29 protein-coding genes and 3 tRNA genes are annotated in these 26,488 nt (G+C 70.3%); 15 read left to right on the forward strand and 17 right to left on the reverse strand.

Going from position 1 to position 26,488, the window contains the following annotated elements; genetic code table 11:
• The first annotated feature begins 34 nt into the window (after window positions 1-34).
• Window positions 35-667: an NAD(P)-dependent oxidoreductase gene (locus AB5L52_RS18130; RefSeq protein ID WP_369365010.1), complete on the forward strand. Its 633-nt coding sequence runs from the start codon at window positions 35-37 to the stop codon at window positions 665-667.
• A gap of 107 nt (window positions 668-774) precedes the next feature.
• On the opposite strand, the gene AB5L52_RS18135 is transcribed toward AB5L52_RS18130, so the two are convergent.
• The 9 genes from AB5L52_RS18135 to AB5L52_RS18175 form a co-directional block, all read right to left on the reverse strand.
• On the reverse strand, window positions 775-1,830 hold the full coding sequence (locus AB5L52_RS18135; protein ID WP_351030074.1) for a UDP-N-acetylmuramate dehydrogenase: 1,056 nt from the start codon (window positions 1,828-1,830) through the stop codon (window positions 775-777).
• A 152-nt stretch (window positions 1,831-1,982) separates the two neighbouring features.
• Window positions 1,983-2,363 carry a DUF3291 domain-containing protein gene (locus tag AB5L52_RS18140; RefSeq protein ID WP_351030133.1) on the reverse strand — a complete coding sequence of 127 codons (381 nt, stop codon included), beginning with the start codon at window positions 2,361-2,363 and terminating at the stop codon, window positions 1,983-1,985.
• Window positions 2,364-2,431: 68 nt separating this feature from the next.
• A complete protein-coding gene (locus tag AB5L52_RS18145) occupies window positions 2,432-3,997 on the reverse strand; it encodes a DHA2 family efflux MFS transporter permease subunit (RefSeq protein ID WP_351766127.1) in 1,566 nt (521 codons plus the stop codon).
• A 126-nt stretch (window positions 3,998-4,123) separates the two neighbouring features.
• Entirely contained in the window at window positions 4,124-4,693 is a 570-nt protein-coding gene (locus tag AB5L52_RS18150) for a helix-turn-helix domain-containing protein (protein WP_351030077.1), read from the reverse strand.
• Between the two features lie 149 nt (window positions 4,694-4,842).
• A complete protein-coding gene (locus AB5L52_RS18155) occupies window positions 4,843-5,271 on the reverse strand; it encodes a MaoC family dehydratase (RefSeq protein ID WP_369368918.1) in 429 nt (142 codons plus the stop codon).
• Window positions 5,272-5,279: 8 nt separating this feature from the next.
• Window positions 5,280-5,732, reverse strand: coding sequence for a MaoC family dehydratase N-terminal domain-containing protein (locus AB5L52_RS18160; protein ID WP_369365013.1), 453 nt, complete (start codon window positions 5,730-5,732; stop codon window positions 5,280-5,282).
• Window positions 5,733-5,911: 179 nt separating this feature from the next.
• A complete protein-coding gene (gene rpmG / locus AB5L52_RS18165; protein ID WP_003948671.1) occupies window positions 5,912-6,076 on the reverse strand; it encodes a 50S ribosomal protein L33 in 165 nt (54 codons plus the stop codon).
• A 90-nt stretch (window positions 6,077-6,166) separates the two neighbouring features.
• A tRNA-Met gene (locus AB5L52_RS18170) sits at window positions 6,167-6,239 on the reverse strand.
• A 46-nt stretch (window positions 6,240-6,285) separates the two neighbouring features.
• A tRNA-Thr gene (locus AB5L52_RS18175) sits at window positions 6,286-6,358 on the reverse strand.
• A 579-nt stretch (window positions 6,359-6,937) separates the two neighbouring features.
• Between AB5L52_RS18175 and AB5L52_RS18180 the strand changes: the two genes are divergently transcribed.
• Window positions 6,938-8,212 carry an amidohydrolase family protein gene (locus AB5L52_RS18180; protein WP_351030083.1) on the forward strand — a complete coding sequence of 425 codons (1,275 nt, stop codon included), beginning with the start codon at window positions 6,938-6,940 and terminating at the stop codon, window positions 8,210-8,212.
• A 276-nt stretch (window positions 8,213-8,488) separates the two neighbouring features.
• Window positions 8,489-9,145 (forward strand): SDR family oxidoreductase, encoded by a 657-nt coding sequence (locus AB5L52_RS18185; RefSeq protein ID WP_351030085.1) that lies wholly within the window; start codon window positions 8,489-8,491, stop codon window positions 9,143-9,145.
• A gap of 179 nt (window positions 9,146-9,324) precedes the next feature.
• Here AB5L52_RS18185 and AB5L52_RS18190 read toward each other — a convergent pair whose 3' ends face one another.
• Window positions 9,325-9,537, reverse strand: a complete 213-nt coding sequence (locus tag AB5L52_RS18190; RefSeq protein ID WP_351030086.1) for a hypothetical protein — start codon at window positions 9,535-9,537, stop codon at window positions 9,325-9,327.
• 41 nt (window positions 9,538-9,578) lie between these two features.
• A complete protein-coding gene (locus AB5L52_RS18195) occupies window positions 9,579-9,803 on the reverse strand; it encodes a hypothetical protein (protein ID WP_369365016.1) in 225 nt (74 codons plus the stop codon).
• Between the two features lie 250 nt (window positions 9,804-10,053).
• Here AB5L52_RS18195 and AB5L52_RS18200 point away from each other — a divergent pair, with 250 nt between their 5' ends.
• A complete protein-coding gene (locus AB5L52_RS18200; protein ID WP_351030089.1) occupies window positions 10,054-10,536 on the forward strand; it encodes a carboxymuconolactone decarboxylase family protein in 483 nt (160 codons plus the stop codon).
• Between the two features lie 119 nt (window positions 10,537-10,655).
• Here AB5L52_RS18200 and AB5L52_RS18205 read toward each other — a convergent pair.
• A tRNA-Tyr gene (locus tag AB5L52_RS18205) sits at window positions 10,656-10,737 on the reverse strand.
• A 222-nt stretch (window positions 10,738-10,959) separates the two neighbouring features.
• Between AB5L52_RS18205 and AB5L52_RS18210 the strand changes: the two genes are divergently transcribed.
• On the forward strand, window positions 10,960-11,448 hold the full coding sequence (locus AB5L52_RS18210) for a YajQ family cyclic di-GMP-binding protein (RefSeq protein WP_019756392.1): 489 nt from the start codon (window positions 10,960-10,962) through the stop codon (window positions 11,446-11,448).
• 129 nt (window positions 11,449-11,577) lie between these two features.
• On the opposite strand, the gene AB5L52_RS18215 is transcribed toward AB5L52_RS18210, so the two are convergent.
• Entirely contained in the window at window positions 11,578-11,844 is a 267-nt protein-coding gene (locus tag AB5L52_RS18215) for a GlsB/YeaQ/YmgE family stress response membrane protein (protein ID WP_351030090.1), read from the reverse strand.
• A 154-nt stretch (window positions 11,845-11,998) separates the two neighbouring features.
• Here AB5L52_RS18215 and AB5L52_RS18220 point away from each other — a divergent pair, with 154 nt between their 5' ends.
• Window positions 11,999-13,249, forward strand: a complete 1,251-nt coding sequence (locus AB5L52_RS18220) for an APC family permease (protein ID WP_369365018.1) — start codon at window positions 11,999-12,001, stop codon at window positions 13,247-13,249.
• A 277-nt stretch (window positions 13,250-13,526) separates the two neighbouring features.
• Window positions 13,527-13,928, forward strand: coding sequence for a YccF domain-containing protein (locus AB5L52_RS18225; RefSeq protein WP_351575182.1), 402 nt, complete (start codon window positions 13,527-13,529; stop codon window positions 13,926-13,928).
• A 178-nt stretch (window positions 13,929-14,106) separates the two neighbouring features.
• Here AB5L52_RS18225 and AB5L52_RS18230 read toward each other — a convergent pair whose 3' ends face one another.
• Window positions 14,107-14,586, reverse strand: a complete 480-nt coding sequence (locus AB5L52_RS18230) for an RICIN domain-containing protein (RefSeq protein WP_369365020.1) — start codon at window positions 14,584-14,586, stop codon at window positions 14,107-14,109.
• Between the two features lie 392 nt (window positions 14,587-14,978).
• Between AB5L52_RS18230 and AB5L52_RS18235 the strand changes: the two genes are divergently transcribed.
• Together AB5L52_RS18235 and AB5L52_RS18240 are read left to right on the forward strand one after the other, a co-directional pair.
• On the forward strand, window positions 14,979-15,146 hold the full coding sequence (locus AB5L52_RS18235) for a hypothetical protein (RefSeq protein WP_369365022.1): 168 nt from the start codon (window positions 14,979-14,981) through the stop codon (window positions 15,144-15,146).
• The gene (locus AB5L52_RS18240; RefSeq protein ID WP_369365023.1) at window positions 15,143-15,280 is read left to right on the forward strand and encodes a hypothetical protein; all 138 of its coding nucleotides are present in this window, start codon (window positions 15,143-15,145) and stop codon (window positions 15,278-15,280) included. The genes AB5L52_RS18235 and AB5L52_RS18240 overlap by 4 nt, the downstream gene beginning before the upstream one ends.
• Before the next feature lie 198 nt (window positions 15,281-15,478).
• Here the strand turns inward: AB5L52_RS18240 and AB5L52_RS18245 are convergent, their stop codons facing one another.
• Together AB5L52_RS18245 and AB5L52_RS18250 are read right to left on the reverse strand one after the other, a co-directional pair.
• Window positions 15,479-16,372: a hypothetical protein gene (locus tag AB5L52_RS18245; RefSeq protein WP_351030097.1), complete on the reverse strand. Its 894-nt coding sequence runs from the start codon at window positions 16,370-16,372 to the stop codon at window positions 15,479-15,481.
• Between the two features lie 446 nt (window positions 16,373-16,818).
• On the reverse strand, window positions 16,819-17,061 hold the full coding sequence (locus tag AB5L52_RS18250) for a DUF4232 domain-containing protein (protein WP_369365026.1): 243 nt from the start codon (window positions 17,059-17,061) through the stop codon (window positions 16,819-16,821).
• Window positions 17,062-17,296: 235 nt separating this feature from the next.
• Here AB5L52_RS18250 and AB5L52_RS18255 point away from each other — a divergent pair, with 235 nt between their 5' ends.
• The 6 genes from AB5L52_RS18255 (at window position 17,297) to AB5L52_RS18280 (ending at window position 25,697) form a co-directional block, all read left to right on the forward strand.
• Entirely contained in the window at window positions 17,297-19,054 is a 1,758-nt protein-coding gene (locus tag AB5L52_RS18255) for a sensor histidine kinase (protein WP_369365027.1), read from the forward strand.
• Entirely contained in the window at window positions 19,047-19,763 is a 717-nt protein-coding gene (locus AB5L52_RS18260; RefSeq protein ID WP_369365028.1) for a response regulator, read from the forward strand. The genes AB5L52_RS18255 and AB5L52_RS18260 overlap by 8 nt, the downstream gene beginning before the upstream one ends.
• A gap of 586 nt (window positions 19,764-20,349) precedes the next feature.
• Window positions 20,350-21,138, forward strand: coding sequence for an ABC transporter ATP-binding protein (locus tag AB5L52_RS18265; protein ID WP_369368919.1), 789 nt, complete (start codon window positions 20,350-20,352; stop codon window positions 21,136-21,138).
• A gap of 63 nt (window positions 21,139-21,201) precedes the next feature.
• Complete coding sequence (locus AB5L52_RS18270) at window positions 21,202-23,829, forward strand: ABC transporter permease (RefSeq protein WP_369365030.1); 2,628 nt, start codon at window positions 21,202-21,204, stop codon at window positions 23,827-23,829.
• Between the two features lie 102 nt (window positions 23,830-23,931).
• On the forward strand, window positions 23,932-25,296 hold the full coding sequence (locus AB5L52_RS18275) for a VanZ family protein (RefSeq protein WP_369365032.1): 1,365 nt from the start codon (window positions 23,932-23,934) through the stop codon (window positions 25,294-25,296).
• A 122-nt stretch (window positions 25,297-25,418) separates the two neighbouring features.
• Window positions 25,419-25,697, forward strand: coding sequence for a hypothetical protein (locus AB5L52_RS18280; RefSeq protein ID WP_369365034.1), 279 nt, complete (start codon window positions 25,419-25,421; stop codon window positions 25,695-25,697).
• On the opposite strand, the gene AB5L52_RS18285 is transcribed toward AB5L52_RS18280, so the two are convergent.
• Window positions 25,680-26,261 carry a TetR/AcrR family transcriptional regulator gene (locus AB5L52_RS18285; RefSeq protein WP_369365035.1) on the reverse strand — a complete coding sequence of 194 codons (582 nt, stop codon included), beginning with the start codon at window positions 26,259-26,261 and terminating at the stop codon, window positions 25,680-25,682. The two genes, AB5L52_RS18280 and AB5L52_RS18285, sit on opposite strands and share 18 nt — an antisense overlap.
• Window positions 26,262-26,488: the final 227 nt, after the last annotated feature.

Here is a 26,488-nt window from a genome sequence, read left to right on the forward strand (position 1 = left end):
TACTCACCCACCTATCCCGAGTACGGGAGCACACATGAACCTCACCGTTTTCGGCGCCACCGGCGGCATCGGCCGGGAGATCGTGCGTCAGGCGCTCAACGCCGGCCACCGGGTGACCGCCGTGGTCCGCGATCCGGCCCGGCTGGACGTCACGGGGGACACGCTGGAGGTGTTCCGCGCCGACCTGACCGACCCCGAGGAGCTGCGCGCCGCCGTCCGGGGCCGCGGCGCGGTCCTCTCCGGTCTGGGCGCGCGCAGCCGCAAGGACGCCGGGGTCGCCACCCGGCTGACCCGCACGCTCCTGCGTGCCATGGAGGCGGAGGGGGTACGACGGCTGCTCGTGGTCAGCGCCGCTCCCGTCGGCCCGGCTCCCGAGGGCGACGGTCCCCTGGACCGGGCCATGCGCGGGGTGGTGTCGGCCGTCCTCAAGGACGTCTACACCGACCTGCGCAGGATGGAGGCCGAGCTGGCCCGCAGCAGCACGGACTGGACGTCCGTACGGCCGCCACGCCTGCAGAACAAGCCGCTCACCGGCCGCTACCGCACCGTCGTCGGCGGCTTCCCGCGCAAGGGCCGCTTCATCGCACGCGCGGACGTCGCGCACGCGATGCTGGCGATGATCGACGACGAGGGGACGGTGAAGCAGGGGGTGGGGGTGGCGTACTAGGCCAAGGTGTGTCGTCCCGGGACGTCACACCCAGGGCCTGGATGCCGCGAGGTGGGCACCGGCCCTGCCGGCTCGCCCACCGGCCCTACAGGCTCGTCATATTGGCTCTACAGGCTGACGCCCACCGTCACCGGCTCGTTGACGAGGGTGATCCCGAAGGCCTCGCGGACGCCCGCGACCACCTCGCGGGCCAGCGCCAGCAGGTCCTCGGTGGTGGCCTCGCCCCGGTTGGTGAGGGCGAGGGTGTGCTTGGTGGAGATACGGGCCGGCCCGCTGCCGTAGCCCTTGGTGAAGCCCGCCTTGTCGATCAGCCAGGCCGAGGACGTCTTCGTACGGCCCTCCCCTGCCGGGTAGGCGGGCGGCTCGACGCCGTCGCCCAGCCGTTCGCGCACGCGCGCGTGGAACGCGGCGAACTGCTCGTCGGTGAGGATCGGGTTGGTGAAGAAGGACCCGGCGGACCAGGTGTCGTGGTCCTCGGCGTCGAGGACCATGCCTTTCCCGGCCCGCAGCTTGAGCACGGTCGCGCGGGCGTCGGCCAGCGGCACCCGGTCGCCCTGCTCGACGCCGAGCGCGCGGGCCGCCTCGGCGTACTTGAGCGGCGCCGACAGCCCGCCCGCGTCCTCCAGCTCGAAGCGGACACGCAGCACGACATGGCGATCCGGGTCCGCCTTGAAGCGGCTGTGGCGGTACGAGAACGCGCACTCCTCGTTCGTCAGCGTGACGGTCTCGCCTGCGCGCCGGTCGTAGGCGACGACCTCGGTGAGGGTGGAGGAGACCTCCTGGCCGTAGGCACCCACGTTCTGGATCGGCGTGGCTCCCGCCGATCCCGGGATGCCTGCCAGGCACTCGATCCCGGCGAGCCCGGCCTCGACCGTGCGGGCGACGGCATCCGTCCACACCTCGCCGGCCGCCAGCTCCAGTGTCGTGCCGCGCAGCTCGACACCGCGCGTGGCGATGCGTACGACGGTGCCGTCGAAGCCCTTGTCGCCGATGACCAGGTTCGATCCGCCGCCGATGATCAGCAGCGGCGTCCCGCTGTCGTCGGCAGCACGGACGGCGGCGATCACCTCGGCGTCGGTCACGGCGGTGACCAGCCGCGTCGCGGGACCGCCCAGCCGGAAGGTGGTCAGCGGGGCAAGAGGGGCGTCATGGAGTACCTGCACGGGCCCAAGACTACGAGACGGCTCCGACAGCACCGCATCCGCGCGGGCGGCGCTCACTCGCTGCCCTGTGGGGACACACGTGTACGCGCGCGTGGACTCTTCTCGAAGCCCACGCGCGCGTATCGGGAAGTGAAGGACGGCCGGCCCGCGGTCTACGCGAGCCGCCGCTCCGCCTCCTCCCAGCTCACCGGCAGCTGATCGCTGGATGTCTGCCAGGTGGCGAACGCGGCGTCGCGCATCCGGCCGGCCAGGGCACGCGAGGTGGGCCGGTGGGCGCCGGAGCGGGCGAAGGCCTTCAGCGCGTCGGCGGACTCCCAGGCCGACAGCGTCCAGAACGTCTTCCGCAGGGGCTGTGCCTTGAGGGAGGCTCCGTAGGCGCCGGGCGCCCGGCCGACCTGCCGCCACACGGCCGGGGTACGGACGAGGAAACGGAGCGCGCCCCACAGAGTGCGGGTCTCGAAGCGCGAGGCGAAGACGTGCACCTCGGTGTCCTGCGGCGGAGTGTTCGGCACGATCCAGGGAAGTGCGGGAATGCCGGGCATCGCGATCTCCTTGTGGCGAGCTTTCCGGGCGAGTTCCGGGGCGAGGTTCCGGGCGGGCTTCAGCGGGCGGTGGTCTCCAGGGCAGTGGTCCGCGTAGCGGCGGCCGACGAGGCATCGGCAGGCGCCTCCACTGCGGGAGCCTCCGTGGTGGGCATCTCCACGGCGGGAGCCTCCGTGGCCGTGGCCCCTGGGCCGGTCGTGGGCGTCCGTCCGTCCGCCGCGGCGAGCCGGACGGTGTTCCGCCGGGCCGGGATCACCAGGGCCGCGAGCGCGGCGAGGGCGACGACTGCCGAGCCGGTGACCAGGGCGGGCCGCAGGCCGTCCACGAAGCTCTGCGCGCTCTCGTAGCCGCCCTGCGCGGAGAAGATCGACGACATCACCGCGATACCGAGCGCACCGCCCACCTCGCGCAGCGCGTTGTTGGCGCCGGAGGCGATGCCCTGCTCCTGCGGACGGACGCTGGACATGACCAGGTTGGCGGCCGGCGCGAAGTACAGGGCCATGCCGACTCCGCTGATGATCAGGGCGGGCAGCTGGGCGGCGTAGGACGCGTCCGCGGTCGCCACGACGGCCATGCAGCCGAGACCGACGGCCTGCAGCAACAGGCCCGCGGCGACGACCGGCCGGCCGCCGATGCGGTCGGAGAGGATCCCGGCCACCGGCGCGACGAGCATCGGCATGCCGGTCCAGGGCAGCATCCTCAGTCCCGCCTCGGTGGGCGAGTAGCCGAGCACGCCCTGCATGTACTGGCTGAGCAGGAAGATCGAGCCGAACATGCCGACGAACATCAGCAGGCTGGCCGCATTGATCCCGGAGAAGGCACGGGACCGGAACAGCCGCATGGGCAGCATGGGGTTCTTGTTGTGGATGCCGTGGTGCACAAAGCCGGCGAGCAGCGCGGCGCCCACGGACAGCGCGGTGAGCACCACGACGTCGGTCCAGCCGTCGGCGGGCCCGCGGACCAGGCCGTACACGATCCCGAAGAGGCCGCCGCTGGCGAGGAGGGTGCCGGGGAGGTCGAGCGGGGCTCCGGTGCCGTAGGACTCGGCGAGGCGCAGCCGGGCGAGCGGCAGCGCGATCAGGCCGAGCGGGACGTTCAGCCAGAAGATCCAGTGCCAGGACACGTGCTCGGTGAGACTGCCGCCGATGAGCGGTCCGGAGGCGACGGCGAGCCCGTTGACGGCGCCCCAGATGCCGTACACCGTCCCGCGTTTGGCGGCGGGTACGGCCGCCGTCAGCAAGGTGAGCGTGAGCGGCATCATCACGGCCGCGCCGACGCCCTGGACCGCGCGGGCGGCGATCAGGGAGCCGATGCCGGGTGCCATGGCCGCGGCGGCGGAGGCGCCCGCGAAGACGGCGAGACCGGCTATGAAGAGCCGGCGGCGCCCAAAGCGGTCGCCGAGCGCGGCGCCGAACATCAGCAGGACGGCGAAGGTGAGCGTGTACGCGCTCACGGTCCACTCGAGGTCGTCCAGCGCACCGCCGAAGTCCTTGCGGATGGAGGGCAGGGCGGTGGTGACGACGAGGTTGTCGAGCGCCGCCATGAATCCGGCGACACTGGTGATGACGAGAGCCCAGGCGGCGCTTCCGCGCCGCGCGCTGCCCTGCGCTGTCTGATCCGACATCTCTCCCCCAGAGAGCATCTCTAGTTAGTTATTGATGACTAACTTTTTGGGCCATGTTCGAGCCATGAATTGGGCCATGAAAGAGGCGGGGCCACCGCCTCGATGCGCTACTTCTCCAGCCGCGCGCTACTTCTCCAGCCGCCCGGTGATCCGAGCCGAGGGATACATCCCCTGCCAGACCCGGTGTTCGGGCGGAAACCCCATGGCGGCCAGGGTGTTGATGAGCATTCCGTACGCCAGGAAGGTCGTGGTCTCGCTCTCGTCGGCCCCGAGCGGCAGATGAACCGTGTCCCAGAGCTTCAACCAGGCGGCCCGTACGGCCTCGCCGAACTCGCGATCGCCCTCCGCCTCGGCCGCCGCGACCGTGATGTACGTCTGCATCTGCATCTGGAGCTTCTCGGGCTGCTCCGTGATCAGCCGCACATAGGCGTTCGCCATGGCGTGCAGGGCCTCCTCGCCCTCCAGCCCCTCGGCCGCCTCCTCGAAGACCCGGCACGTGTCCTCCACACACCGCAGCGACGCGGCGGCGAAGATCGCCTTCTTGCCCGCGAAGAGCCGGAAGAGGTACGGCTGCGAGACACCCACGCGGGTCGCGATCGCTTCCGTGGACGTGCCGTAGAAGCCCTTCTGTGCGAACTCCTCGATCGCCGCGCGGATGACGCTCTCGCGTCGCTCCGCTGCGCTCATTCTGACCATGCATCGTAAGTTAGTACTCAATCACTAACTTGGCAATCCCTTGGAGAGCGGCCGCAAAAGCCTTCCCGGTCAGGGGCAGGTGACGCAGACGCAGGTAAGGGGCGCCCCACCAGGAGGACGCCCCTTACCTCTGCACTTCGTTCGCGCCGTCAGGCCAGTCGTACGACCGCCCGGGACATGCCCAGCACCTTCTGGCCGCCGCTGGTCGCCGTCAGGTCCACGCGTACGGCGTTGTCGTCCAGCTTGGCCGCGACCTTGCCGCTGACCTCGATCAGCGCGCCCTGGTCGTCGTTCGGCACGACGACGGGCTTGGTGAAGCGGACGCCGTACTCCACGACCGCGCCCGGGTCCCCGGTCCAGTCGGTGACCACACGGATCGCCTCCGCCATGGTGAACATGCCGTGCGCGATGACGTCCGGCAGGCCCACCTCCTTGGCGAACTTCTCGTTCCAGTGGATCGGGTTGAAGTCCCCGGAGGCGCCCGCGTACCGCACGAGCGTGGCGCGGGTCACGGGGAAGGTCTGTGCCGGCAGTTCGGTGCCGACCTCGACGTCGTCGTATGCGGTCTTCGCCGTCATCAGGGTCCTCACGCCTCCTCGGCCGCGCGGGCCACGAGCTTGGTCCAGGCGGTCACGACGTGCTCGCCCGCCTCGTCGCGCACCTCACCGCGGATGTCCAGGATGTCGTTGCCCGCGAGGGACTTGATGCCCTCGATGGTGGAGGTGACCGTGAGCCGGTCGCCGGCACGCACCGGGCGGCTGTAGGCGAACTTCTGGTCGCCATGCACCACGCGGCTGTAGTCGAGGCCGAGTTGGGGGTCCTCGATGACCAGTCCCGCGGCCCGGAAGGTGATCGAGAACACAAAGGTCGGCGGGGCGATCACATCAGAATGACCGAACGCCTTCGCGGCCTCGGGATCCGTGTACACCGGGTTGGTCTCACCCACCGCCTCGGCGAACTCGCGGATCTTCTCCCGGCCCACTTCATAGGGCGCGGTGGGCGGGTAGGTCCGTCCTACGAAGGACTGGTCGAGCGCCATGGCCCGGCACCTCCTGATCTTTGCTGTGCTGGCCCCAAATTAGCCGGATCCCGGCTGGGAATTGCGCGGGGGGACGGGCGGGCCGACCAGCGGTTGCGCCGGTGACCGCCCAGCGGGCAGCCGGTGAAACGACGCGAGGCCGTCCCCCCGGAAGGGGACGGCCTCGCGTACGAGCCTGTTTATCGCGTTTCGCGGTGCGCGGTGTGCGCATTGCAACGCGGGCAGTGCTTCTTCATCTCAAGACGATCCGGGTTGTTACGCCGGTTCTTCTTGGTGATGTAGTTCCGCTCCTTGCACTCCACGCAGGCCAGCGTGATCTTCGGGCGGACGTCGGTGGCAGCCACGTGAGTGCTCCTAAGACGAACGGATGGACTAATTCAACGCAAGAAAGAGTAGCCGATCGAAGGACCGACCCCGCAATCGGCTACTGTCAGTAGCGGTGACCGGACTTGAACCGGTGACACAGCGATTATGAGCCGCTTGCTCTACCGACTGAGCTACACCGCTGCGATGCGATCGGGCCCCGCCTTGCGACGGGAGCCTCTCACACCAGAGCCCCAAAACGGAATCGAACCGTTGACCTTCTCCTTACCATGGAGACGCTCTGCCGACTGAGCTATTGGGGCGAGCGATGAAGACATTACACGGTCCGCCGCCGTTCACCCAAATCCGTATCCGGCCGCCCACCGCACCTCCCATCCCGGCCCGCGCAACGGCCTCATGAGCCGCAGCGGTGGCCGACCGAGACCGGGGAAAACGAAGCCTGGCCGGTCAGGACGAGGGCCTGCGCATCGCTCGCCGGGCGCCGAACATCGAGCATCCGGCGCGGGAAGCGGGCACACGCGCGTGGACAGCGGCACACGCGCACGGACGTCGTCGGGGAGGGCCGGGCCACACGCAGGGGGCGTTGCCGAATCAGGTGTGGCCACGCGCGCGTGGGGGTCGAGCGGAAACGACTCGGCGGGGGTCGTCGACACGAGCGGGAACGACTCGGGAAGCCACAGCCGAGGTCGGCCGCGGCCACGCGGCTGGGCGACAGACGTACCGCCAAGGGCGGGCCACACCGGTACGACTATTGCGCTCCTGCGCGCCCCGCGCGGCTCGTCACCCTAGGCTCGACTCACTCTGTGTGATCTTCGGGCGTCCGCGCCCCGATCCCTGACGCGGGAGCCCGCCCGAGCCCCCGGCACCGACCCTGGAGCGCGATGCCCGACAGCCAGCCGCAACCCCACCCGCCGTCGAACTCCTCGGGCTCCTCGGGATCCTCGGGACAGTCCGACCCGGCCACCCTGCTGCTCTGCGGGGCGCGGCTCACCGACGGCCGGACCGTGGACGTACGGCTGGGCGGCGGACGCATCGAGGCGGTGGGCACGGCGGGCAGTCTGGCGCCGGGCCCGGCCCGGTCGGGCGCCACGCGCGTGGACCTGAACGGCTACCTGCTCCTGCCGGCCCCCGCCGAACCGCATGCCCACGGTGACACCGCGCTCTCCGCCGAACACTCCGGCCCGGTGTCGTACGCCCCGGAGGACGTCCAGCGCCGTGCGACGGAGGCGACTCTGCTGCAGCTCGGTCACGGCGCGACGGCGGTACGCGCGCACGTGCGCGTGGGCGATGTCCAGGGGCTCGGGGCGCTGGGTGCCGTCCTGCACGCCCGGCGCTCACTACGGGGGCTCGCGGAGCTGACGACGGTGGCGATGCCACGGCTGCTGACCGGCGCGGCCGGGGCCGACGGGCTGGCGATGCTGCGCGACGCGGTCAAGATGGGCGCCTCCGTGGTGGGCGGCTGCCCCGACCTGGACCCCGACCCCACGGGCTATGTCGAGGCCGTCCTGGACGTGGCCTCCGAACACGGCTGCCCGGTGGACCTGCACACGGACGCCTCCGACCCGGCCCGGTTGTCCCGGCTCGCGGCCATGGCGGGCGGCTTGCGCCCCGGCGTGACCATCGGGCCGTGCGCCGGTATCACACGCCTGCCCGCCGAGGCCGCGTCCCGCGCCGCGGACCAGCTCGCGGCGGCCGGTGTGACGGTCGTGTGCCTGCCCCAGGGCTGCTGCGGCGGCGCCGACCGCCGGGGGACCGCTCCGGTACGGCTGCTGCGCGCGGCCGGGGTGCGCGTGGCGGCCGGCAGCGGCGCGCTGCGCGACGCCTCCAACCCCGTCGGCCGCGGCGACCCCCTGGAGGCCGCCTACCTCCTCGCCTCCGCCCACGGCCTGCGCCCGGAGGACGCCTACGAGGCCGTGAGCGCCTCGGCCCGCGCGGTGTTGGGCCTGCCGGAGGTACGCGTGGAGGCGGGCTTCCCCGCCGACCTCCTGGCCGTGCGCGGCGGCGGCCTGCCCGGCGCCCTGTCCCTGGCCTACAGCCGGATCGTGGTCCACCGGGGCCGGGTGGTGGCGCGTACGAGCGCGGTGCGGGAGTACTGCAACTCGGCGGCCTCGGTGGAACTCGGGTTGCCGCGGCAGGGGCGGGGCGAGTTGTCGTGAGGTGGCTGAGCCTGTTGTGAGCCGGTCCCGGGCGTGGCGAGGCGGCACGGGGTCGCGAGGCAGCTCGGGGTCGCGAGGCAGCTCGGGCAGTCGTAAGGTCGCCTCGGGCGCGTGGACACGTGAACGCGTTCGTGCGCCTCGCACCCGCCCCTGAGCGCGCGCCCTGCGTGTGCTGTGCGCGCCCGGCGCGTGCCTCTGTGTGTGAGCCCGGCGCGCTCCGGCCATGCCGGTTAACTCGTGCGGCGGATGCGCCCCTTCCGGCGTACGGTCGGAATCATGCGCATTGTCATCGCTGGTGGTCATGGTCAGATCGCGCTGCGGCTGGAGCGCCTGCTCGCCGCGCGCGGAGACGAGGTCGCGGGGATCATCCGCAACGCCGAGCAGGGCGACGATCTACGGGCGGCCGGCGCCGAACCGGTCCTTCTCGACCTTGAGTCCGCCTCGGTGGAGGAGGTCGCGGCGCACCTGCAGGGCGCCGACGCGGCGGTCTTCGCGGCCGGCGCGGGCCCGGGCAGCGGAGTGGGCCGCAAGGCGACGGTGGACAGAGGCGCGGCGGTGCTGTTCGCGGACGCGGCCGTCCGCGCGGGGGTGCGCCGTTTCGTGGTCGTGTCCTCGATGGGCGCCGATCCCGCGCACCAGGGCGACGAGGTCTTCGACGCGTACCTGCGCGCCAAGGGCGAGGCGGACGCGCACGTCACCCGCCAGGAGGCCCTGGACTGGACGATCCTGCGCCCCGGCTCGCTCGTGGACGACGCCGGCACCGGTCTGGTCCGTCTGGAGGCGCACACCGGGCGCGGCGCGATCCCGCGGGACGATGTGGCGGCCGTCCTCGCGGAGTTGGTGGACACCCCGGCGACGACCGGCCTGACGCTGGAGCTGATCAGCGGATCGACGCCGGTGTCGGTCGCGGTGAAGTCGGTGGCCGGGAACTGAGACCGACCACCGGCCGTTGACCGGTTACCGGCCATGGCCACCGGCCACCGGCCACCGAAAAGTCACCGGCAGTTGAACGGTCGGACCCGTCACGAACCCCTTCAGCGCCGCCGGCCGCCGCCCCGTCAGATCCCGTAGTCCCGCGTCCCACACACCTCCGGCATGCCGCACCCCGCGGCTCAGAACAGGGCCAACTGCCCGGGGAACTCCGGTACGGCGTAACCGTCCAACGTCGGCTGGACAGACCCGAGTTGTGCTTGCCGCCGTGATCCCGCGCAGGAGACGAGTTCACTGTTCTCCCGCGCCCCGGGCGGGTCGTGCCGCGCGAAGCGTCCCGCGACGACTGCGATGTCGCGGTGGCACACGGGGCAGGTTCTGCGTCGGGAGGACATGCCGTCAGTGTGCCCGCACCGAGGCGGCGGCGACACCGCCGTCAGGTGCGGGTCTCGGCTTCCCAACGGTCGGGGCCCACGCCACGCCAGTCGATCAGCGGCGAGTCGGCCACCTGCTCCGGCTCCATCTCCAGCCCCGCCCGGCGCAGGAACTCCACCAGGTCCCGCACGCTGTGCGCCAAGCCCAGGATCTCGCCGCCCACCCGCACCCGGCGGCCGCCGGTCGGGGACCGCAAGTGCACGATGATGGGTCGCTTCCCGGCCATGGCTCCAGCATCGTCCGGACCACCGGGGCCCGCACCCGGACCGGTCATTCCAGAGTCCCCGACGCGGTGCCGAGGCGGCACAACGGGCGAAAGGTGGGTCGGAAAGTGCGGCCGGCCGCATACGCCTCAGCGGATTTCCGGGCAACGACCATCGCCGCTGAGACGCGGGTCACATCCGCCGCTGTCACAACGCGCGGGGCTGTTCGGTCTAAGAGGCGTAACCATCGGACAACGAACGCAGGAGCACACCGTGGAAGCTCGTCTGAACGTCATGGCCAGCCCGGTCGCCGCCAAGGCCTTCAAGCACATCATCGCCGCGGGCAAGGCGCTCTCGGAATCCACCGTGCCGGCCTCGACGCGCGAACTGATGATGCTCCGCGCCAGCCAGATCAACGGCTGCGCCGGGTGCATCGACATGCACACCAAGGAAGCCGCCGCGGCCGGGGAGACCGCGGTGCGCCTCCACCTGGTCGCCGCCTGGAGGGAGGCCAAGGTCTTCACCGACGCCGAGCGCGCCGCGCTGGAACTGACGGAGCAGGGCACCCGTATCGCGGACGCGTCCGGTGGCGTCCCGGACGAGGTCTGGGCGAACGCGGCCAAGCACTACGACGAGGAACAGCTCGCCGACCTGGTGACCCAGATCGCCGTCATCAACGCCTTCAACCGCGGAAACGTGATCACCCAGCAGCCCGCCGGGGACTACGAGGCCGGCATGGTCGCCAAGTTCCACTGACGACCCGCCGCCGCACGGAAGGCCTCACGGAAGCTGTGGGGGCGGCCGTGCGGGGCGGCCGCACGACGACGAGAGCCCGGTGATCTGCTCTCACAGATCACCGGGCTCTCGTTCCCGTGTGGCGGCGCCAGGATTCGAACCTGGGAAGGCTGAGCCGGCAGATTTACAGTCTGCTCCCTTTGGCCGCTCGGGCACACCGCCGGGTTGGCCACCAGACGGACCGCTTTGTGGCGGCGCTCGCTGGCGACGTCGTAAACGATACCCGATACACAGGGGTGCTTCGCCACCCGGTTGACCTCCACCCCTTGGCTCGTGAGGTGACTAGGCTGGTGCGGATGAGGCTCGGCGCCAGGCCGGGCCCGGCCGCCGCCGCGCACGCCGGCACGCACCCGATTCGCACCCCGATACAAGGAGCCACAGGACATGGCCGACTCCAGTTTCGACATCGTCTCGAAGGTCGAGCGGCAGGAGGTCGACAACGCCCTCAACCAGGCCGCCAAGGAGATCTCGCAGCGCTACGACTTCAAGGGCGTGGGTGCCTCGATCTCGTGGTCCGGTGACAAGATCCTCATGGAGGCGAACTCCGAGGACCGGGTGAAGGCTGTCCTCGACGTCTTCCAGTCCAAGCTGATCAAGCGCGGCATCTCGCTGAAGGCGCTGGACGCGGGCGAGCCGCAGCTGTCCGGCAAGGAGTACAAGATCTTCGCGTCCATCGAGGAGGGCATCTCCCAGGAGAACGCGAAGAAGGTGGCGAAGATCATCCGCGACGAGGGCCCGAAGGGCGTGAAGGCCCAGGTCCAGGGCGACGAACTGCGCGTCTCCTCCAAGAGCCGGGACGATCTGCAGGCCGTGATCGCGCTGTTGAAGGGCAAGGACTTCGACTTCGCGCTGCAGTTCGTGAACTACCGGTAAGAGACCGGCAGGACGGCCACAGGACAGGACGGCCACAGGAAGCGAGAAGCAAGAAGGGTGGGCATCCCCGAGCGGTGCCCACCCTTGCGTGCTGCCGGCCCATGCTGCCGGCTCCGCGCTGTCGACTCCTCAGTCGCGTGAGTTGCCGAACAGAATGCGGTAGATGATCAGCAGCACCAGGGAACCGCCGATGGCCGCGGCCCAGGTGGCGCCGTCGTAGAAGCTCTTGGTGACCGGGTGGTGCAGCCAACGCGCCGAGATCCAGCCGCCGATGAAGGCGCCCGCGATGCCGATGAGGGTCGTGCCGATGAAGCCACCGGGGTCACGGCCCGGCAGCAGGACCTTGGCGATGGCTCCGGCCAGCAGTCCCAGGATGATCCAAGCGATGATGCTCATGCCGTGAACCTGCCCTTCCGCGTTGTGTACGAACTGTCCTGCCGCTGAAAATCCGGTGAGGACCCGCTGTACACGCGCGCGTGTTCGTGCCGTGTCGTCGAAGAGGACGCCACAGGTCCATCACACGGTTGCCGCGCTCAGTAGGGTGCGGCGCATGACGCCTTCCGGTACGGAACTGCGCCGCACCCTGGGCGTGCGGGACGCCGTGGCCGTCGGTCTCGGATCGATGGTCGGGGCCGGCGTCTTCTCGGCCCTGGGGCCCGCCGCGCACGCGGCCGGAACGGGGCTGCTGCCGGGGCTGGCGCTCGCGGCCGTGGTGGCCTACTGCAACGCCATGTCCTCGGCCCGCCTGGCGGCCCGCTACCCGGCCTCCGGCGGGACGTACGTGTACGGGCGGGAGCGGCTGGGCCCCTTCTGGGGGTATCTCGCGGGCTGGGCGTTCGTGGTCGGCAAAACGGCGTCCTGTGCGGCCATGGCGCTCACCGTGGGCGCCTATATCTGGCCGGGGCAGGCGCACGCGGTGGCGGTCGCGGCCGTGGTGGCCCTGACCGCCGTGAACTACGGCGGCATTCAGAAGTCGGCGTGGCTGACGCGTGTGATCGTGGCGGTGGTGCTGGCCGTTCTCGCGGCCGTGGTGGTCGTGTGCCTGGCCTCCGGGCGGGCCGCCGCCGGACGACTGGACGTCGGGCTGTCGTCGGACGTGGGAGGGGTGCTCCAGGCGGCGGGACTGCTGTTCTTCGCGTTCGCCGGGTACGCGCGGATCGCGACGCTCGGGGAGGAGGTGCGGGATCCGGCGCGCACGATTCCGCGCGCGATCCCGCTGGCCCTGGGGATCGCACTTGTGGTGTACGCGTGCGTGGCCGTCGCGGTGCTCGGTGTCCTCGGCGCGGACCGGCTCGGGCACGCGACGGCTCCGCTGGCCGACGCGGTACGGACGGCCGGCGTGCCGGGGCTGGTGCCGGTGGTGCGGGCCGGGGCGGCGCTGGCGGCCCTCGGCTCGCTGCTGGCGCTGATCCTCGGCGTCTCCCGTACGACGCTCGCCATGGCCCGGGACGGGCATCTGCCGGGGGCGCTGGCGGCCGTACACCCCCGTTTCCAGGTGCCGCACCGGGCCGAGCCGGCCGTGGGCGTGGTGGTCGCCGTACTGGCCGCGACGGTGGACGTACGCGGCGCGATCGGCTTCTCCTCCTTCGGCGTGCTCGCCTACTACGCCGTCGCCAACGCCTCCGCCTGGACCCTCGGTCCCGCCCCGACGGCCCGTGCAGTGCCCGTGGTCGGCCTGCTGGGCTGCGCCGCGCTGGCGTTCGCGCTGCCGGCCGTCTCGGTGGCCGGCGGGGCGGGCGTACTGGCGGTGGGGGCGGCGGCCTACGGCGTACGGCGATGGGCCCGGCGGCGGAGCGAGTGACGCACCGTCAGCGCGGCTACGGCCACACGCGCGTGCCCTGTCCTGCGTACACCGGTGCGCTCAGCGGGTCGCGAACGGCTGGTCCGTGGGGACGCTTTCGCGGCCCAGCGGCAGCAGGGAGACGGGGATCAGCTTGAAGTTGGCGATGCCGAACGGAATCGTCTCGGAACGTTCCCGATCGCGCTACAAGGGCCCTCCGGTTCCGCCTGGACGTCTGATCAGCTGATACTTGTGGAAGCAGGCCCTGCCGACGGAGTGACCTGGAGAAGGATCGATCATGAAGCTGCTCAACCTGCTGCTCAACCTCCTGTGGCTCTTCTTCTGCGGCCTCTGGATGGCGATCGGCTACGTGATCGCTGCGGTGATCTGCTTCATCTTCATCGTCACCATCCCATTCGGCATCGCGTCGCTGCGTATCGCCGGGTTCGTTCTGTGGCCGTTCGGCCGGACCACCGTGGAGCGGCCGGACGCTGGGGCGCCGTCGTGCATCGGCAACGTGATCTGGGTGATCTTCGCGGGATGGTGGCTGGCGCTGGCCCACCTGATCACGAGCATCCCTCTGTTCCTGTCGATCATCGGGATCCCCTTCGGCTGGGCAAACCTGAAGCTCATCCCCATCTCGCTCATGCCTTTGGGACGTGAGGTCGTCCCCACGGACGAGGCGTTCGGCGGGCGCTGACCACGCCGTAGTGACCTGCGGTGACTGAAATTGTGTCTGCCCGAGCCACGCGTCCCCTGGCCAGAGGCGACGGCCCGCAGCGAAGCCCCCTCCAAAACATGGAGGGGGCTCTTCTCATGCCTCTGACGGCCTTATGCCTGGCGAGTCGCGTGCGATCGACTCCGAGTGGTCGAAGAGGTCAGCCGCGCGGGCTGCGCCAGCGCCAGAACTGGTCCGAGTACGGTCCGACCTGGTCGACCTCCAGGGTGGCCTCGGCCGACTGGCAGCTCTCGACCGGCGAGATCACGAGTCGTTCGTCCAGCGCCGAAGCGATGACCACGTCGGCTTGAGCGGGGTCGGCCTGGACCATTCGCCAGAGCTGTCCTTTGTTGCTGTCGCTCCACGGGTCTTGGTAGACGACCGCCTTCGGATGCTTGTCCCGGACCGTCAGGTAGAGATCGTCCTGCCCGTTCTTGATCCGCCACAGTCCTTGTTCGTCGGCGGCCAGAAACTCCCACATGTCCTGCTTGTTGCCGGTCCTCAGACCTCCTCGCCACAACCGGACCTCCCCGGACGCGTGCGTATGGCCGACCGGCGTGATGAACAGGCCGCTGACCGAGTGCACGATCACCTGTGGGGCGTCTGAGGGGGGTACAGGGCGTACGGGTGTGATGGGCATGAGGCTCCTCCGTGTTCGGCAGGGCTACAGACGACTGGTCTGACGCTGGCAAGTGCCAAAGGCATCGCCGCTTTCGCCTCCATCCTTTTGCCACCAGACGTCGGTCCGCGACCGGAACGAGTCGAATGAGTGATCGGGCCGGACACTCTTGGGAGCTGGTCGTTCCTCGCTCCAGATGACATGGCACGGCAGGAGGCATTCGTCCTCCGGGGTGAACCGGAGTGATCTGCCGGCGCCTCGTTGACTCACCGGGAACTCACCCGATGGGAGTGGTTGCATATGCCGAGGGCACGCCCTTGTGTCGATTCTGGTGACGTCGTCGCAACCCGCGAGGCACGAGAAGCAAGGAGGCCCCCCTGCCGGACACCAGCACCGATTTCCAGAAGCAGCTGATGGATCAGATCACCCGGCTGCAGGCAGAGAGCGACCAGCTGAAGAAGGAAAAAGAGGAGCTGAAGAAGAAGCAGCAACAAAACGCGACCGACAAGGACGGTCAGCACGGGGGCAGTCAGGACGGCCAGGCACGGGCATCACCGATAGCAACGGCAATGCGGAAGTGAACTCCGGAACCTACCTGGGGGATCCCGCGTTCTGGTTCAAGGCGGTCACCACGGGATACAAGGCTGTCTACAACGGCAACACGAAGTATTCGCCTGCTGAGGGGCACGCCAACGTGACACCCGCCCTCGCGTGAGAGGGAAGTCCCGGCTGGAGCCGACCCGCCGCAGGTAAGTGCAACAACTGCCGCCAGAAGACCTCGGCTTCCCAAGCTCAGAGCGCGGGTTCGATTCCCGTCACCCGCTGCATAGCGAAAGCCCCAGGTCGGCAACCTGGGGCTTAGTTGTTGCCTAGACCATTTTTGGGGTGCGTGCCATTCGCCAGAGGTGCGCTGCTACCCCTGGCGCTTGACGAACGTCATCGGGACGGAGTTGCCCGGTGCCTGGATCAGGACGCGGGCCGGGATCAGGACCATCTTCTGCTTCCGGTTGCCGCTGCCGTCGGTGAAGTCGAGCTTGTAGACGATGTACCCGATGTACTTACCGCCGTTGGCGCGCCCCTCGACCCAGCCGTTCACGCGGTCGGGGACCTCGTACTTGTTGGTCTGCTCCACCATGGTCGTCCACTTGTTGGTGGTGGTGGTCGACTCGCTGTAGGTGAAGTTGAGCTCCGTACCGGCGTTGCCGCCGCCCGGACCACCGGGGGTGTTCAGTTGCGAGGTGACCTTTCCACCCACGGACCAGCCACTGGTCTGGCTGGTGTCCTGGCCGACGGTGGCCCCGTACTTGTAGTCGAACGACGCCTTGCCCATCACCCCTGCCGAGGTCTGCATGATCGGGTACTTCTCGTCGAGTACACCGACGAAGCCGCAGGGCATCGGCTCACCGCCGGGGTTGTGGCTGGGCTGGCCGCACATCGACTTGGCGTCCCAGTTGCTCAGCCACGGCTCCTTGTCGTCGCTGCTGCTCTTGCGGATGTCGGGATCCTCGGTGGGGATCGACGCCGGGAGGTCGAATCCGCTGCCCAGCTTGGACGAGACGTCGTTGAGCGCCTGGTCGTGCGGGTAGACCTTCTCGACGTCGTCGAGCTTGATCTGCTGCGAGTCCTGACCGTTGGCCGGGTAGCCCTTGATGGCTTCGTTCCGGTTCAGGGGCGCGCTCTGGCTGAGGAAGTCGATGACTTCCTCAGGGGTCTTGAAGTAGGTGTTGCCGTCGTCGGCGTGGGCCGAGGTGGAGGAGCCGATCAGCGATATGCCGGTGAGGAAGGCGGTGGCGAGGGCGCCTGTCACCAGCGCGCCCTTTCGTGAGTGTCGACGAGCAGGGGCGGTGCGAAGTGTGGACACGCGGATCTCCATTTACTTGCCGGGAACTGCTCGGACGTCGGCGGCCGGTCGGCTGCGCCGGTATTCAGAACGGGAGCCGAGGCTGCCGGTCGGCCCGTCCGCAAAGACCATCTCCGGTCGCGGGCGGCGGCGCCGAAAGAGGCCGAAGGCCGTAGGGCGGGGTTGCGGGCTGCGACATGAGTGCTCCTGCAAGGGGTGCAGGACTCCCGACCATCGTGGCCGCGGGGCACCCCGTATGCGTCGCTCTCAAGGCGGGTATATGCCGCCTGCCCATGGGCAGACCCGCCGCGGACGTGTCCCTCTCACGGTCTACCGCTCCTCTCCCCCAAGGCAGAGGCTCTTCAGAATCCTCATAGCAGGGCGGCGGCGCCGTCAGTCCGTGGCCCCGGGCTTCACCGACGGCCGTCGAACTGTCCGCCGCACACCCACAGCCCGTCGGTACCGGTGGTCACCGTGTTCCTGGAGCCGGGCGGGTAGGCGCGGACCAGTTGCGCCGTGGACCAGCACGGCGTGTCCGAGACACCGTCGTTGACGGTGTGCAGCACGGCGTGTGCGCTCTGTCCGGGCTTCAGTCGGACGGTGCCGCCCGCGGCGCCCGAGCGGGTGGCGGCCTCGTCTGCTGGTGCACGCCCCATCCCGGGACGGGGGGGCACGGTCGGTCCGTTGTGCTTCGAGCGTGATCCGAGGCACTGCCGGACCGCTGATGGGGAGCTGATGCACCGCTCATGCCGCAGCCGCATGGGGACGGGTTCGTCGCATGTGGCCGGTCGTACCCCGCCGCACCGGCGGATGTCCCTCTGCCTTCCGGTAGAGGGACAGTCCCCCGTAGGTCGCAGGATTCCAGCGCGAGCGGGCCTGACAATCGGTGGTATGTCGTTCAGCGCTCCACCAGCCTCCGCACCGCGTGCGTCTGCCCGGGGCCCCTTCGCCGGGCCGGGAGAACAGGGGTGGCGGCTGTGGCGGACGGTGGGTGAGGCGGTCCTCGGCGGGCTGTTGGTGCTGCTCACCTACCTGGTGCTGGACTGGTACAGGGGTGTGCCGTCGATGCTCGGCATGACGCTCGACGGCTGGGTCATGGTGGTGCTGGCGCTGGCCGGGATCGGGCTGGTGCTGGTGCGGCGCCGGTTCCCTGCGGCGAGCGTGCTGGGGCTGTCCGCGCTGATGGGCGTGCTGCCTCCCACGGGGCTGCTGACCGCAGTGGCCTCCTACACCGCGGCCCGGCAGACGGAGTCGCGGCGACGGCGTATCGCGCTGTTGCTCGCGGGGCTTGCGTCGGCCATGCTGGCCTGCTTCGCGTCGGCTCCCGTCACCGGGCTCGGCAGCAGGTCGTACGGGCTCGGGCTCGGTGCGGTGCTCGCCGCGACCACGGTCCTGGTACCGGGCTTGGTCGGCACCGCGCGCGGGCAGCAGGACCAGCTGGTGCGGGCACTGCGGGAGCGCACGGCCGCCGCCGAGGAGGCACGGCGGCTGGCCGACAGCGAGTCGCGGATGCACGAGCGGTCGCGCATCGCGGCGGAGATGCACGACCTGGTCGGGCACCGGCTCAGTCTGATCTCGCTGCACGCGGGCGGCCTGGAGATCGCACTGCAGCGGAAGGCCCCCGAGCTGCAGGAGGAGGCGTCGCTGGTGCGCTGTGCCACCCGCGATGCCATGCGGGAACTGCGTGAGGCGCTGGGGGTCCTGGGCCCCCTGGGGCGGGACACCGGCACCGACGCACTGACCGACGCCACCGGCACCCGTTCCGACATCGAGGCACTGGTGGCGGAGTCACGTGGTGTCGGCGTTCCCGTCGAGTTCTCCTGGGAGGGGGACGATCTCTACGCGCTGCCTGCCCGGGTGCGGCGGGCGGTGCACCGGGTGGTGCGCGAGTCGCTCACCAACGTGCACCGGTACGCGACCGGGGCCCATGTGACGGTTGCGGTCATCCACACCGCAGAGCGGGTGGAGGTCCGGGTGCGTAACGGCGCTCCGCCCGTACCGCCCACCGCCGCCACGGGGCTGGGCTCCGGACGCGGGCTGACCGGCCTGCGGGAGCGAGTGGACCTGCTCGGCGGCACCTTCGATGCGGGCGCGACACCGGGCGGCGGATTCAGCGTGACGGCCGACATCCCCGCCGACCCGGCAGACGCCGCGCGCCCGGCCCCGGGAGATCGGGCGGCGGACGCGGCACCGGACGAGGAACGACTGCAGGGCGCGGCCGGCCGGCCCCGGCCCGACCGACGGCACCGGAGCCTTCAGCAGGGCCTGACGAGGGCGGCCACCGGGCTGCTCGGCCTGGTGGGCGTGGGGGCGATGATGCTGTTCGGGGTCGTCCTGGCGGACAAGGCGAAGCCACACCCCGAATACCGACCCTTCGAGCCCCGGGTGGGCATGCCCCGGGGCCAGCTGCAGAGCAAGGGGATCTCCGACTACAACGTGGTGCGGGCGGCCGCCGCCGGCCGGGAACCGCGACGCCCTCGGTCCGCCCAGGACTGCATGTACCCGTGGGACGACGAGCAGGCCAAGGGCGGGCGGCTGCAGATGGTCCGCTACTGCTTCCGCTCCGACATCCTGATCTCGATCGACCGTTTCACGGTGCCTTTGGTCACCGAACCGCGACCGCCGCATGGGAGCAGGACACATGACTGACCAGGCCGACTCCACCACCTCCGCGGCCGGCTCGGCGATCCGGGTGCTGCTCGCCGACGACGAGCAGATGATCCGGCACGGCGTCCGGCTGATCCTCCGGCACGCGGAGGGCATCGACGTGGTCGGCGAAGCCGCCAACGGAGCCGAAGCCGTTCAGCTTGCCGCCGAGCGCCGGCCCGACGTGGTGCTCCTCGACATCCGCATGCCGGTACTCGACGGCCTCGCCGCCATCGACCGGCTGTGCGTGCTCGACCCTGCCCCGCAGGTCGTCATGCTCACCACCTTCGGAGACGAGGAGAACGTCCTGCGGGCCCTGGCGGCCGGCGCCGCCGGCTTCCTGCTCAAGGACGAGGGCCCGCAGGAGCTGATCAGCGCCGTACGGGCGGCCGCCGCCGGGGACGCGGTCCTCTCGCCCGGAGTCACCGGGACCGTCATCCAGCGGATGCTGCGCGGCGACGCAGCATCCGTCACGAACAGCGCAAAGAGCCTGAACGGCCCAACGGACCAGCGGCTGGCGGGACTTACCGCCCGCGAGCGCGAAGTGCTGACCATGCTGGGAGAGGGACTGTCCAACCTCGGCATCGGCAAGCGGCTGGGCATCGGCGTCGGGACGGTCAAGACGCACGTCCGGTCCATCCTGGACAAGACGGGGTCGGACAGCCGGGTCCAGGCGGCGCTGCTCGCACACCAGGCGGGCCTGATGGGCTAGGGGCACCTCTACGGCCCGACCGTGGCTGTCCCCCACAGGACCGTGGGGGACAGCCGGCGCTGACGGGCCTCGTTCGAGGCCAACGAGCGGTGGAGCAGTAGCTGTTGGTCTCCTCGGGCGTCGTCGGTGACTCGTCGGTGACGAGGGAGGGCTCACGTTCCTGCATGGCGGCGAAGACATGGTCGAGCAGGTGGTAGCCCTGGAGGCCGACGCCGCTGAGGTTGTACCGCGTGACGAACAGTGAACCCTCGACCGATTTCATGTGCTTGACGCGGTGCGCCGGAAGCGGCGGAGGACGGGAGTTGGGGCGCGCCGACAAGGCGGACGACCGCCCCGACATGCCGCCTACCGCGCGGGCGCCCGGACTGCGGGTCTTTCTCCGGACAGAGGCTCCGTCGTTCACGCCTTCCTTTCGGTAGAGGCGCTGTCTCCCTCGGGGCATACGCACGTCCGGCGGCTCTGCCCTTTGGCAGGCCGTTGATTCGGGACCTGAGGGCGACGGATCCGGGCCACCTGCGCGACCACGATGGAGGCGAGTCGAGCACCCCTTCCAGGAGTCCCCGGAGTCCCCATGCCGCAGTCGTCCATGTCGTACACAGCCGCCACCCCTGCACCCCCGCGTGTCCCGGCATCCGCCCCGGCCGCCGCACGCGCCGCCGGACTGAGCAAGATCTACGGCGAGGGCGAGACCCGCGTCGTGGCGCTCGACTCGGTCTCCGTGGAGTTCGGGCGCGGCCGGTTCACCGCGATCATGGGCCCGTCCGGCTCGGGCAAGTCGACCCTGATGCACTGCATGGCGGGGCTCGACACCATCTCCGCGGGCTCCGCCCGGGTCGGTGACACCGAGCTCTCCCGCCTGGGCGACCGGCAGCTCACCAGGCTCCGCCGAGACAAGATCGGCTTCATCTTCCAGGCGTTCAACCTCCTGCCCACGCTGAACGCCATCGAGAACATCACGCTGCCGATGGACATCGCCGGCCGCAACGCCGACCAGCAGTGGCTGGACCTCGTCGTAGGGACCGTCGGCCTGGCCGAACGGCTCCGGCACCGCCCCTCACAACTCTCCGGCGGACAGCAGCAGCGGGTCGCCGTGGCCCGCGCGCTGGCGAGCCGGCCGGAGATCATCTTCGCGGACGAGCCGACCGGCAACCTCGACTCCCGCTCGGGAGCCGAAGTCCTGGGCTTCCTCAGGGACTCCGTACGCGAACTGGGCCAGACCATCGTCATGGTCACCCACGACCCGGTGGCCGCCTCCTACGCCGACCGCGTCATCTTCCTCGCCGACGGACGTCTCATCGACGAGTTGCCCGCCCCCACCGCCGAAGACGTACTCGACCGGATGCGGCGCTTCGACACCAGCGGCCGGACGAGCTGACGCGTTCCTCCGCCGCACGACTCCAACTTCCCGCCGCGTACCTCCAGGACTGACACCACCACCATGCTGCGTACCGCCCTGCGCAACGTCCTTGCGCACAAAGGCCGATTGATGATGACCGCGCTCGCGGTCCTGCTCGGCGTCGCCTTCGTCTCCGGCACCCTCGTCTTCGGCGACACCACCGCGAACGCCTTCCGCAACGCCTCCGCCCAGAGCCTCAAGGGCGTCGCCGTCGCCGTCCAGGCGGGGGAGTCCCCCGGCGACGAGACACAGGCGCCCCCCGGCGCCGGCACCGCCGCCGGCAAGGACGGCGGGCGCACCTCTGTCCTCGACGCCGCGCTGGCACAGAAGATCCGCGCGCTGCCGGGCGTCGACTCGGTGCGGCCCACCGTCAACGGCCAGGCCACGCTGGCCGGCAAGGACGGCCGCCCGGTCAACGCCGACAGCAGCCGGCAGAACCTGGCCACCAACTATCTGCCCGGCAACGACGGCAAGGACAGCCGCTTCCCGCTGCAAGCGGGCCGTGGCCCGGCCACCGATGGTGAGCTGGCCCTGGACGCCACGACCGCCGAGAAGGCCGGCTACCGCGTCGGTGACACCGTCCGCTTCGCCACCGACGGGCCCGCGCTGAACAAGAAGCTGGTCGGCATCGTCACCACCGACGACCCGCGCGTCACCGCGGGCGGCACGCTGACGCTGTTCGACACCACGACCGCGCAGAAGCTGTTCCTCACCCCTGGCCGGTTCGACGCGATAGCGGTGGCGGCCAAGCCCGGGACCGACGAGCGCGCGCTGACCGCCCAGGTGCGGTCCCTGCTTCCCGCCAAGGGCGCCAGGGCCACCAGCGGCGCCGACCTGGCTGCCGAACAGTCCCAGCAGATCGCCGAGAACACCACGCGGCTGACCAAGACGCTGCTGGGCTTCGCGGGCATCGCGCTGTTCGTCGGGGTGTTCATCATCGTCAACACCTTCACCATGCTGATCGCCCAGCGCAGCCGTGAGATCGCCCTGCTGCGGGCCGTGGGCGCCTCGCGCCGCCAGGTCGTCCGCTCCGTCCTCATCGAGGCCGCCCTCGTCGGACTCGGCGCCTCCGCCGCCGGATTCGTACTCGGCCTCGGCATCGCCACCGCCCTGCGCCCCCTGCTCAGCACCGGCGGCGCCGAGTTGCCCGACGGCCCCCTGGTCGTCTCGCCCACCGCCCCGCTGGCATCGCTGGCGGTCGGCGTCGCCGTGACCGTCCTGGCCGCCTGGCTGCCGTCCCACAGGGCCGCGAAGATCGCGCCGGTCGCGGTGCTCAGCAGCGCCGGCCTGGCACCGCCCGCCCGCACCCTGAAGGTCCGCAACGTCCTCGGCACGCTCCTGACCGGACTCGGTGTCGCGGTCATGCTGTACGTCTCCACGCTGAAGACCAGCAAGGAGTCGAACCTGATGACCGCCATGCTCGGCTCCGCCCTGACCCTGTGCGGCATGATCGTGCTGGCCCCGCTGCTCTCCCGGCCGCTGATCACCCTGGCCGGCAAGGTCACCGCGCGCTTCGGCGTCAGCGGCAAGCTGGCCAAGGAGAACGCCCTGCGCAACCCGCGGCGCACCGCCGCGACCGCCTCGGCCCTGATGATCGGCCTCACCCTGATCACCGGTCTCGCCGTCGGCGGGTACTCCACCCAGCGGGCCCTCGACGAGGAAGCGACCCAGGGCCTGGCCGCCGACTACAAGGTTTCCAACGGCGCCTACCGCGGCCTCGACACCGCCGCGGCCGACGACATCGCCAAACTGCCGGGCGTCGCGGCGGCCGCCCCCGTCACCTCGGCAAACTTCGACACCCAGGGCGCCTTCGCCACGATCACGGGCACGGACCCGAAGACGTTCGGCAAGGTGGTGGACCTGAACTTCCAGGCCGGCTCGCTGCGTGACGTCGGTCCCGGGAGGATCGCGGTCTCCGACGAGTTCGCACGGCAGGCCGGACTGCATGTCCGCGACACGATCGACGCCGACATGAACACCGGCGGGGGCACGCCGAACACGCCGAACACGCCGAACACGAAGAACAAGAAGAAGCTGACGGTCGTCGCCGTCTACGCCAAGACCCGTGCCGCGTACGACGCGCTGGGCACCGTGGCCGACGTCCTCCCCTCCGCCGAGACCCACAAACTCGACAACGTCCTGGTCAAGGCCGAGCCCGGCAAGGCCGCAGGACTGGAGCAGAAGATCCGCCAGGCGCTCGGCAACAGCCCGCTGCTGAAGGTCCAGACCCAGGAACAGCTCATCAAGGCCGGCAGTGGATCCATGACGACCGTCCTCACCATGCTGTACGGGCTGCTCGCCATGGCCGTCGTCATCGCGGTGCTCGGCGTCGTCAACACCCTCGCCATGTCGGTCTTCGAGCGCACCCGGGAGATCGGGATGCTGCGGGCCATCGGCCTGGACCGCTCCGGGATCAGGCAGATGGTCCGGCTCGAATCGGTGGTCATCTCCCTCTTCGGCGCCCTGCTCGGGATCGGCACGGGCACCTTCCTGGCCTGGGCCGCGGGCAGCCTGACAACAGCGTCGATGCCGCTGTACGAGACGCTCCTGCCCTGGGCCGAGCTCGGGCTCTTCCTCGCGCTGGCCCTGCTGATCGGAGTACTCGCGGCCATCTGGCCGGCCCGCAGAGCCGCACGGCTGAACATGCTCCGGGCGATCCAGGCGCACTAGGGCCTGTCCGGTGGGTCAGGCCCCAGGACCCGCAAACGCCATGGCTTCCCCGCACATGCCTGCACATGCCCGCACCGCAGAGACGAAACCGACCGAGAAGACATGAACTCGACGTACCTGCTGCCGATCCGTACGGCCGCGCTGCTCTTCCCCGCGCTGGCGCTGCTGATGTTCGTGCCGACGGCGATCGTCCTCTACCGGCGGCACGGCGTGATGACCCGCTGGCGAGCACTGTCGCTGTACGGCGGCGTGTACTACGCGCTCACCGCCTTCTGCATGACGATCGTGCCCCTGCCGAAACCCTCGGTGGACGTCTGCAAAGCGTATCCGGCCTTCGCCCACCCCCAGCTCACACCGGGTGTCGCCGTCACCGACATCTGGAAGGAGGCACACCACCACGCCACACTCGACGCACTGGTACTGCACAACCCCGCCTTCTGGCAGAACGTGTTCAACGTGCTCCTGCTGCTGCCGCTCGGGGTCTTCGTACGGATCCACTTCCGACGCGGCCTCACCGCCGCCACGGCAGCCGGGTTCACCACCTCACTCTTCTTCGAACTGACCCAGTACACCGGGCTCTGGGGCCTCTACGCCTGCCCCTACCGCCTCTTCGCCGTCGACGACCTCATCGTCAACACAGCGGGCGCCGCACTCGGCTGGGCCATCGCCGGACCGCTCGCCCGATCACTGCCCGAGCTGGACACCCTCGACGACCTGGCTCTCGCCTCCGGCAAGGTCCCCTTCGGCCGCCGTCTCGTCGCACTCATCCTGGATACGACGGGCGTCACCATCATGAGCTGGCTGATCGGGGCCATCACGTACCGCGAACTCGGCGAGTGCACAGTACTGTGCGCGCTGCCGTCGGCCTTCGCGCTCTGGTTCGTCGTCATCCCATGGCTGACGGGCGCGACACCGGGCAAACACGTGCTGCTGCTACGGCTGGCCACGCCGGACGGCGGACGGCCGAGCCCCGCCAGGCTCGCTCTGCGCGCCCTGGTGCTGAGTCCTCCCCTCGTGCTCGCATGCCTCGCCACGGGCGCGGTCCTCGCCATCGCCGCCGACCCCTCCCTGCTGATCAAGATCGCTGACGAGGTCGTCCATCGAACCCTCTCGGCAGACCCTGCGTCAGCGTTCGTCCTGCTGCTGCCCCCAGCCGCCTGCCTGACCCTGATCGCCGCATACGTGAAATCCGTCCGCCGCCACCCGCAGAGCCTGGGCCCGCACGAAACCCGCTCCGGCATCCGCAACCACACCCTCCCCCACACCCGAGCGCGTACCCCCGCCACACCGTCAACGCCGTCCAACCCAGCCGATCCACACGTGTCATGGCCGATGGCGCCGTCCGACGGCCCCCAGACGATCCGGTGGCCCTCTCTGCCCCTGCAACCCACCCGAGCCTCTGAGCACGGCGTGACGGGGACGGAATCGCCAGAAAGGGCAGCCGTCCCACCCGTGAGGGGCACCTGAGCAGACGTTTCCGGCGCGCTGTGGACGGCGTGACGACGCCCGCAGCCGTGCGGAGCATGTCCCAGCGGCAGCTCCGCATAGCGAGCCGGACAGTGCGATTGGTCCCGGACCGAGCGCCGGGCGTGGCCGAGTCCGCGCTGCCGGCGGAGTACCAGCGCATCCTCGCCGCGGTGCGGCAGGCCGCCGCTCCGGTCGCGGTCCGGCAGATCGGCGAGGTGCTGGGCCTGGACACGGAGGTGCGGGGCAAGCCGGAGCCGCTGCGCGGGAAGCTGACGAAGCCGGCTGACCGTGGCTACCCGCCCATCACCAGGCCGGGCACCCCAAAGCCCACGCACGCCAAAGCCATCACCAGCAACTTCACGATGCACGGTGGCGGTTGCCGGTCAGGCCGTAGGCGGTGAGCCCGTGCGTGAGGGAGTCACCGCGGTTGCCACGAGTCGGCGGGCGTAAGAGGCGTCGAGCCCGTCCGGGCGGAAGAGGATGCGGTACATCAGGGGGGCGATGACCTGGTCGATGACCGTTTCGGTGTCGGGTGTGTTCTCGTCACGTTCGGTTGCGCGGGTGAGGATGACGTCGATCTGCTCGGCGGCGTAGGCGGAGCACTGGCCGGCGTTGCTGCCGTCCGGGTCGCCGAGCAGGGCGTCGCGGACGTAGGCACGGCCTGCGGGGGAGGCCATCTCTTCGAAGAACTGCTCGGCCCAGGCGGTCAGGTCGGACGCCAGGTCACCGAGGTCCTTGGGCGCCGTGTCGGGGCGCAGACGCTCGACCGCCACGTCCGACATCAGTTCCTGTAGGTCTCCCCAGCGGCGGTAGATGGTCGACGGCGTTACGCCCGCGCGCTGGGCGACCAGCGGTACGGTCAGGGCGTCCCGGCCCACCTCCGAGGCGAGTTCGCGGACGGCGGCGTGCACCGATGCCTGGACTCGGGCGCTGCGCCCGCCGGGGCGTACCATCTCGCGACTCATGACACCAGCTTAAAGCAAATCTGTTGCGTCTAAAGGGTGTGGAGTCAAAAGGGTGTGGAGTCAAAAAGGGTGTGGAGTCAAAAAGGGTGTGGATGCACACCTCTGAAGCGACCTGAAGCGAGCCGCCTTCGATGCCGTCATCCCGCCGACTGCACTGCTGTGACCTCACGTCCCGCCCGGCCGACGGCCGGGGAATGGGCCCGGCGGATCGCTCCGCCCGGGCCCAC

It is taken from the genome of Streptomyces sp. CG4, from assembly GCF_041080655.1.
Lineage (GTDB): Bacteria > Actinomycetota > Actinomycetes > Streptomycetales > Streptomycetaceae > Streptomyces.

Bases quoted from the DNA above. Each gene is read 5' to 3' on its own strand.
- AB5L52_RS18220 (WP_369365018.1), top strand. From the start codon at position 11,999: ATGACGCCTTCCGGTACGGAACTGCGCCGCACCCTGGGCGTGCGGGAC.
- AB5L52_RS18285 (WP_369365035.1), bottom strand. From the start codon at position 26,261: ATGAGTCGCGAGATGGTACGCCCCGGCGGGCGCAGCGCCCGAGTCCAG.
- AB5L52_RS18215 (WP_351030090.1), bottom strand. From the start codon at position 11,844: ATGAGCATCATCGCTTGGATCATCCTGGGACTGCTGGCCGGAGCCATC.
- AB5L52_RS18160 (WP_369365013.1), bottom strand. From the start codon at position 5,732: ATGGCGCTCGACCAGTCCTTCGTAGGACGGACCTACCCGCCCACCGCG.
- AB5L52_RS18195 (WP_369365016.1), bottom strand. From the start codon at position 9,803: ATGGCCGGGAAGCGACCCATCATCGTGCACTTGCGGTCCCCGACCGGC.
- AB5L52_RS18235 (WP_369365022.1), top strand. From the start codon at position 14,979: ATGGATCAGATCACCCGGCTGCAGGCAGAGAGCGACCAGCTGAAGAAG.
- AB5L52_RS18180 (WP_351030083.1), top strand. From the start codon at position 6,938: ATGCCCGACAGCCAGCCGCAACCCCACCCGCCGTCGAACTCCTCGGGC.
- AB5L52_RS18265 (WP_369368919.1), top strand. From the start codon at position 20,350: ATGTCGTACACAGCCGCCACCCCTGCACCCCCGCGTGTCCCGGCATCC.
- AB5L52_RS18260 (WP_369365028.1), top strand. From the start codon at position 19,047: ATGACTGACCAGGCCGACTCCACCACCTCCGCGGCCGGCTCGGCGATC.
- AB5L52_RS18250 (WP_369365026.1), bottom strand. From the start codon at position 17,061: ATGGGGCGTGCACCAGCAGACGAGGCCGCCACCCGCTCGGGCGCCGCG.
- AB5L52_RS18210 (WP_019756392.1), top strand. From the start codon at position 10,960: ATGGCCGACTCCAGTTTCGACATCGTCTCGAAGGTCGAGCGGCAGGAG.
- AB5L52_RS18130 (WP_369365010.1), top strand. From the start codon at position 35: ATGAACCTCACCGTTTTCGGCGCCACCGGCGGCATCGGCCGGGAGATC.
- AB5L52_RS18225 (WP_351575182.1), top strand. From the start codon at position 13,527: ATGAAGCTGCTCAACCTGCTGCTCAACCTCCTGTGGCTCTTCTTCTGC.
- AB5L52_RS18230 (WP_369365020.1), bottom strand. From the start codon at position 14,586: ATGCCCATCACACCCGTACGCCCTGTACCCCCCTCAGACGCCCCACAG.
- AB5L52_RS18275 (WP_369365032.1), top strand. From the start codon at position 23,932: ATGAACTCGACGTACCTGCTGCCGATCCGTACGGCCGCGCTGCTCTTC.
- AB5L52_RS18145 (WP_351766127.1), bottom strand. From the start codon at position 3,997: ATGTCGGATCAGACAGCGCAGGGCAGCGCGCGGCGCGGAAGCGCCGCC.
- AB5L52_RS18185 (WP_351030085.1), top strand. From the start codon at position 8,489: ATGCGCATTGTCATCGCTGGTGGTCATGGTCAGATCGCGCTGCGGCTG.
- AB5L52_RS18190 (WP_351030086.1), bottom strand. From the start codon at position 9,537: ATGTCCTCCCGACGCAGAACCTGCCCCGTGTGCCACCGCGACATCGCA.
- AB5L52_RS18255 (WP_369365027.1), top strand. From the start codon at position 17,297: ATGTCGTTCAGCGCTCCACCAGCCTCCGCACCGCGTGCGTCTGCCCGG.
- AB5L52_RS18150 (WP_351030077.1), bottom strand. From the start codon at position 4,693: ATGGTCAGAATGAGCGCAGCGGAGCGACGCGAGAGCGTCATCCGCGCG.
- AB5L52_RS18155 (WP_369368918.1), bottom strand. From the start codon at position 5,271: ATGACGGCGAAGACCGCATACGACGACGTCGAGGTCGGCACCGAACTG.
- AB5L52_RS18270 (WP_369365030.1), top strand. From the start codon at position 21,202: ATGCTGCGTACCGCCCTGCGCAACGTCCTTGCGCACAAAGGCCGATTG.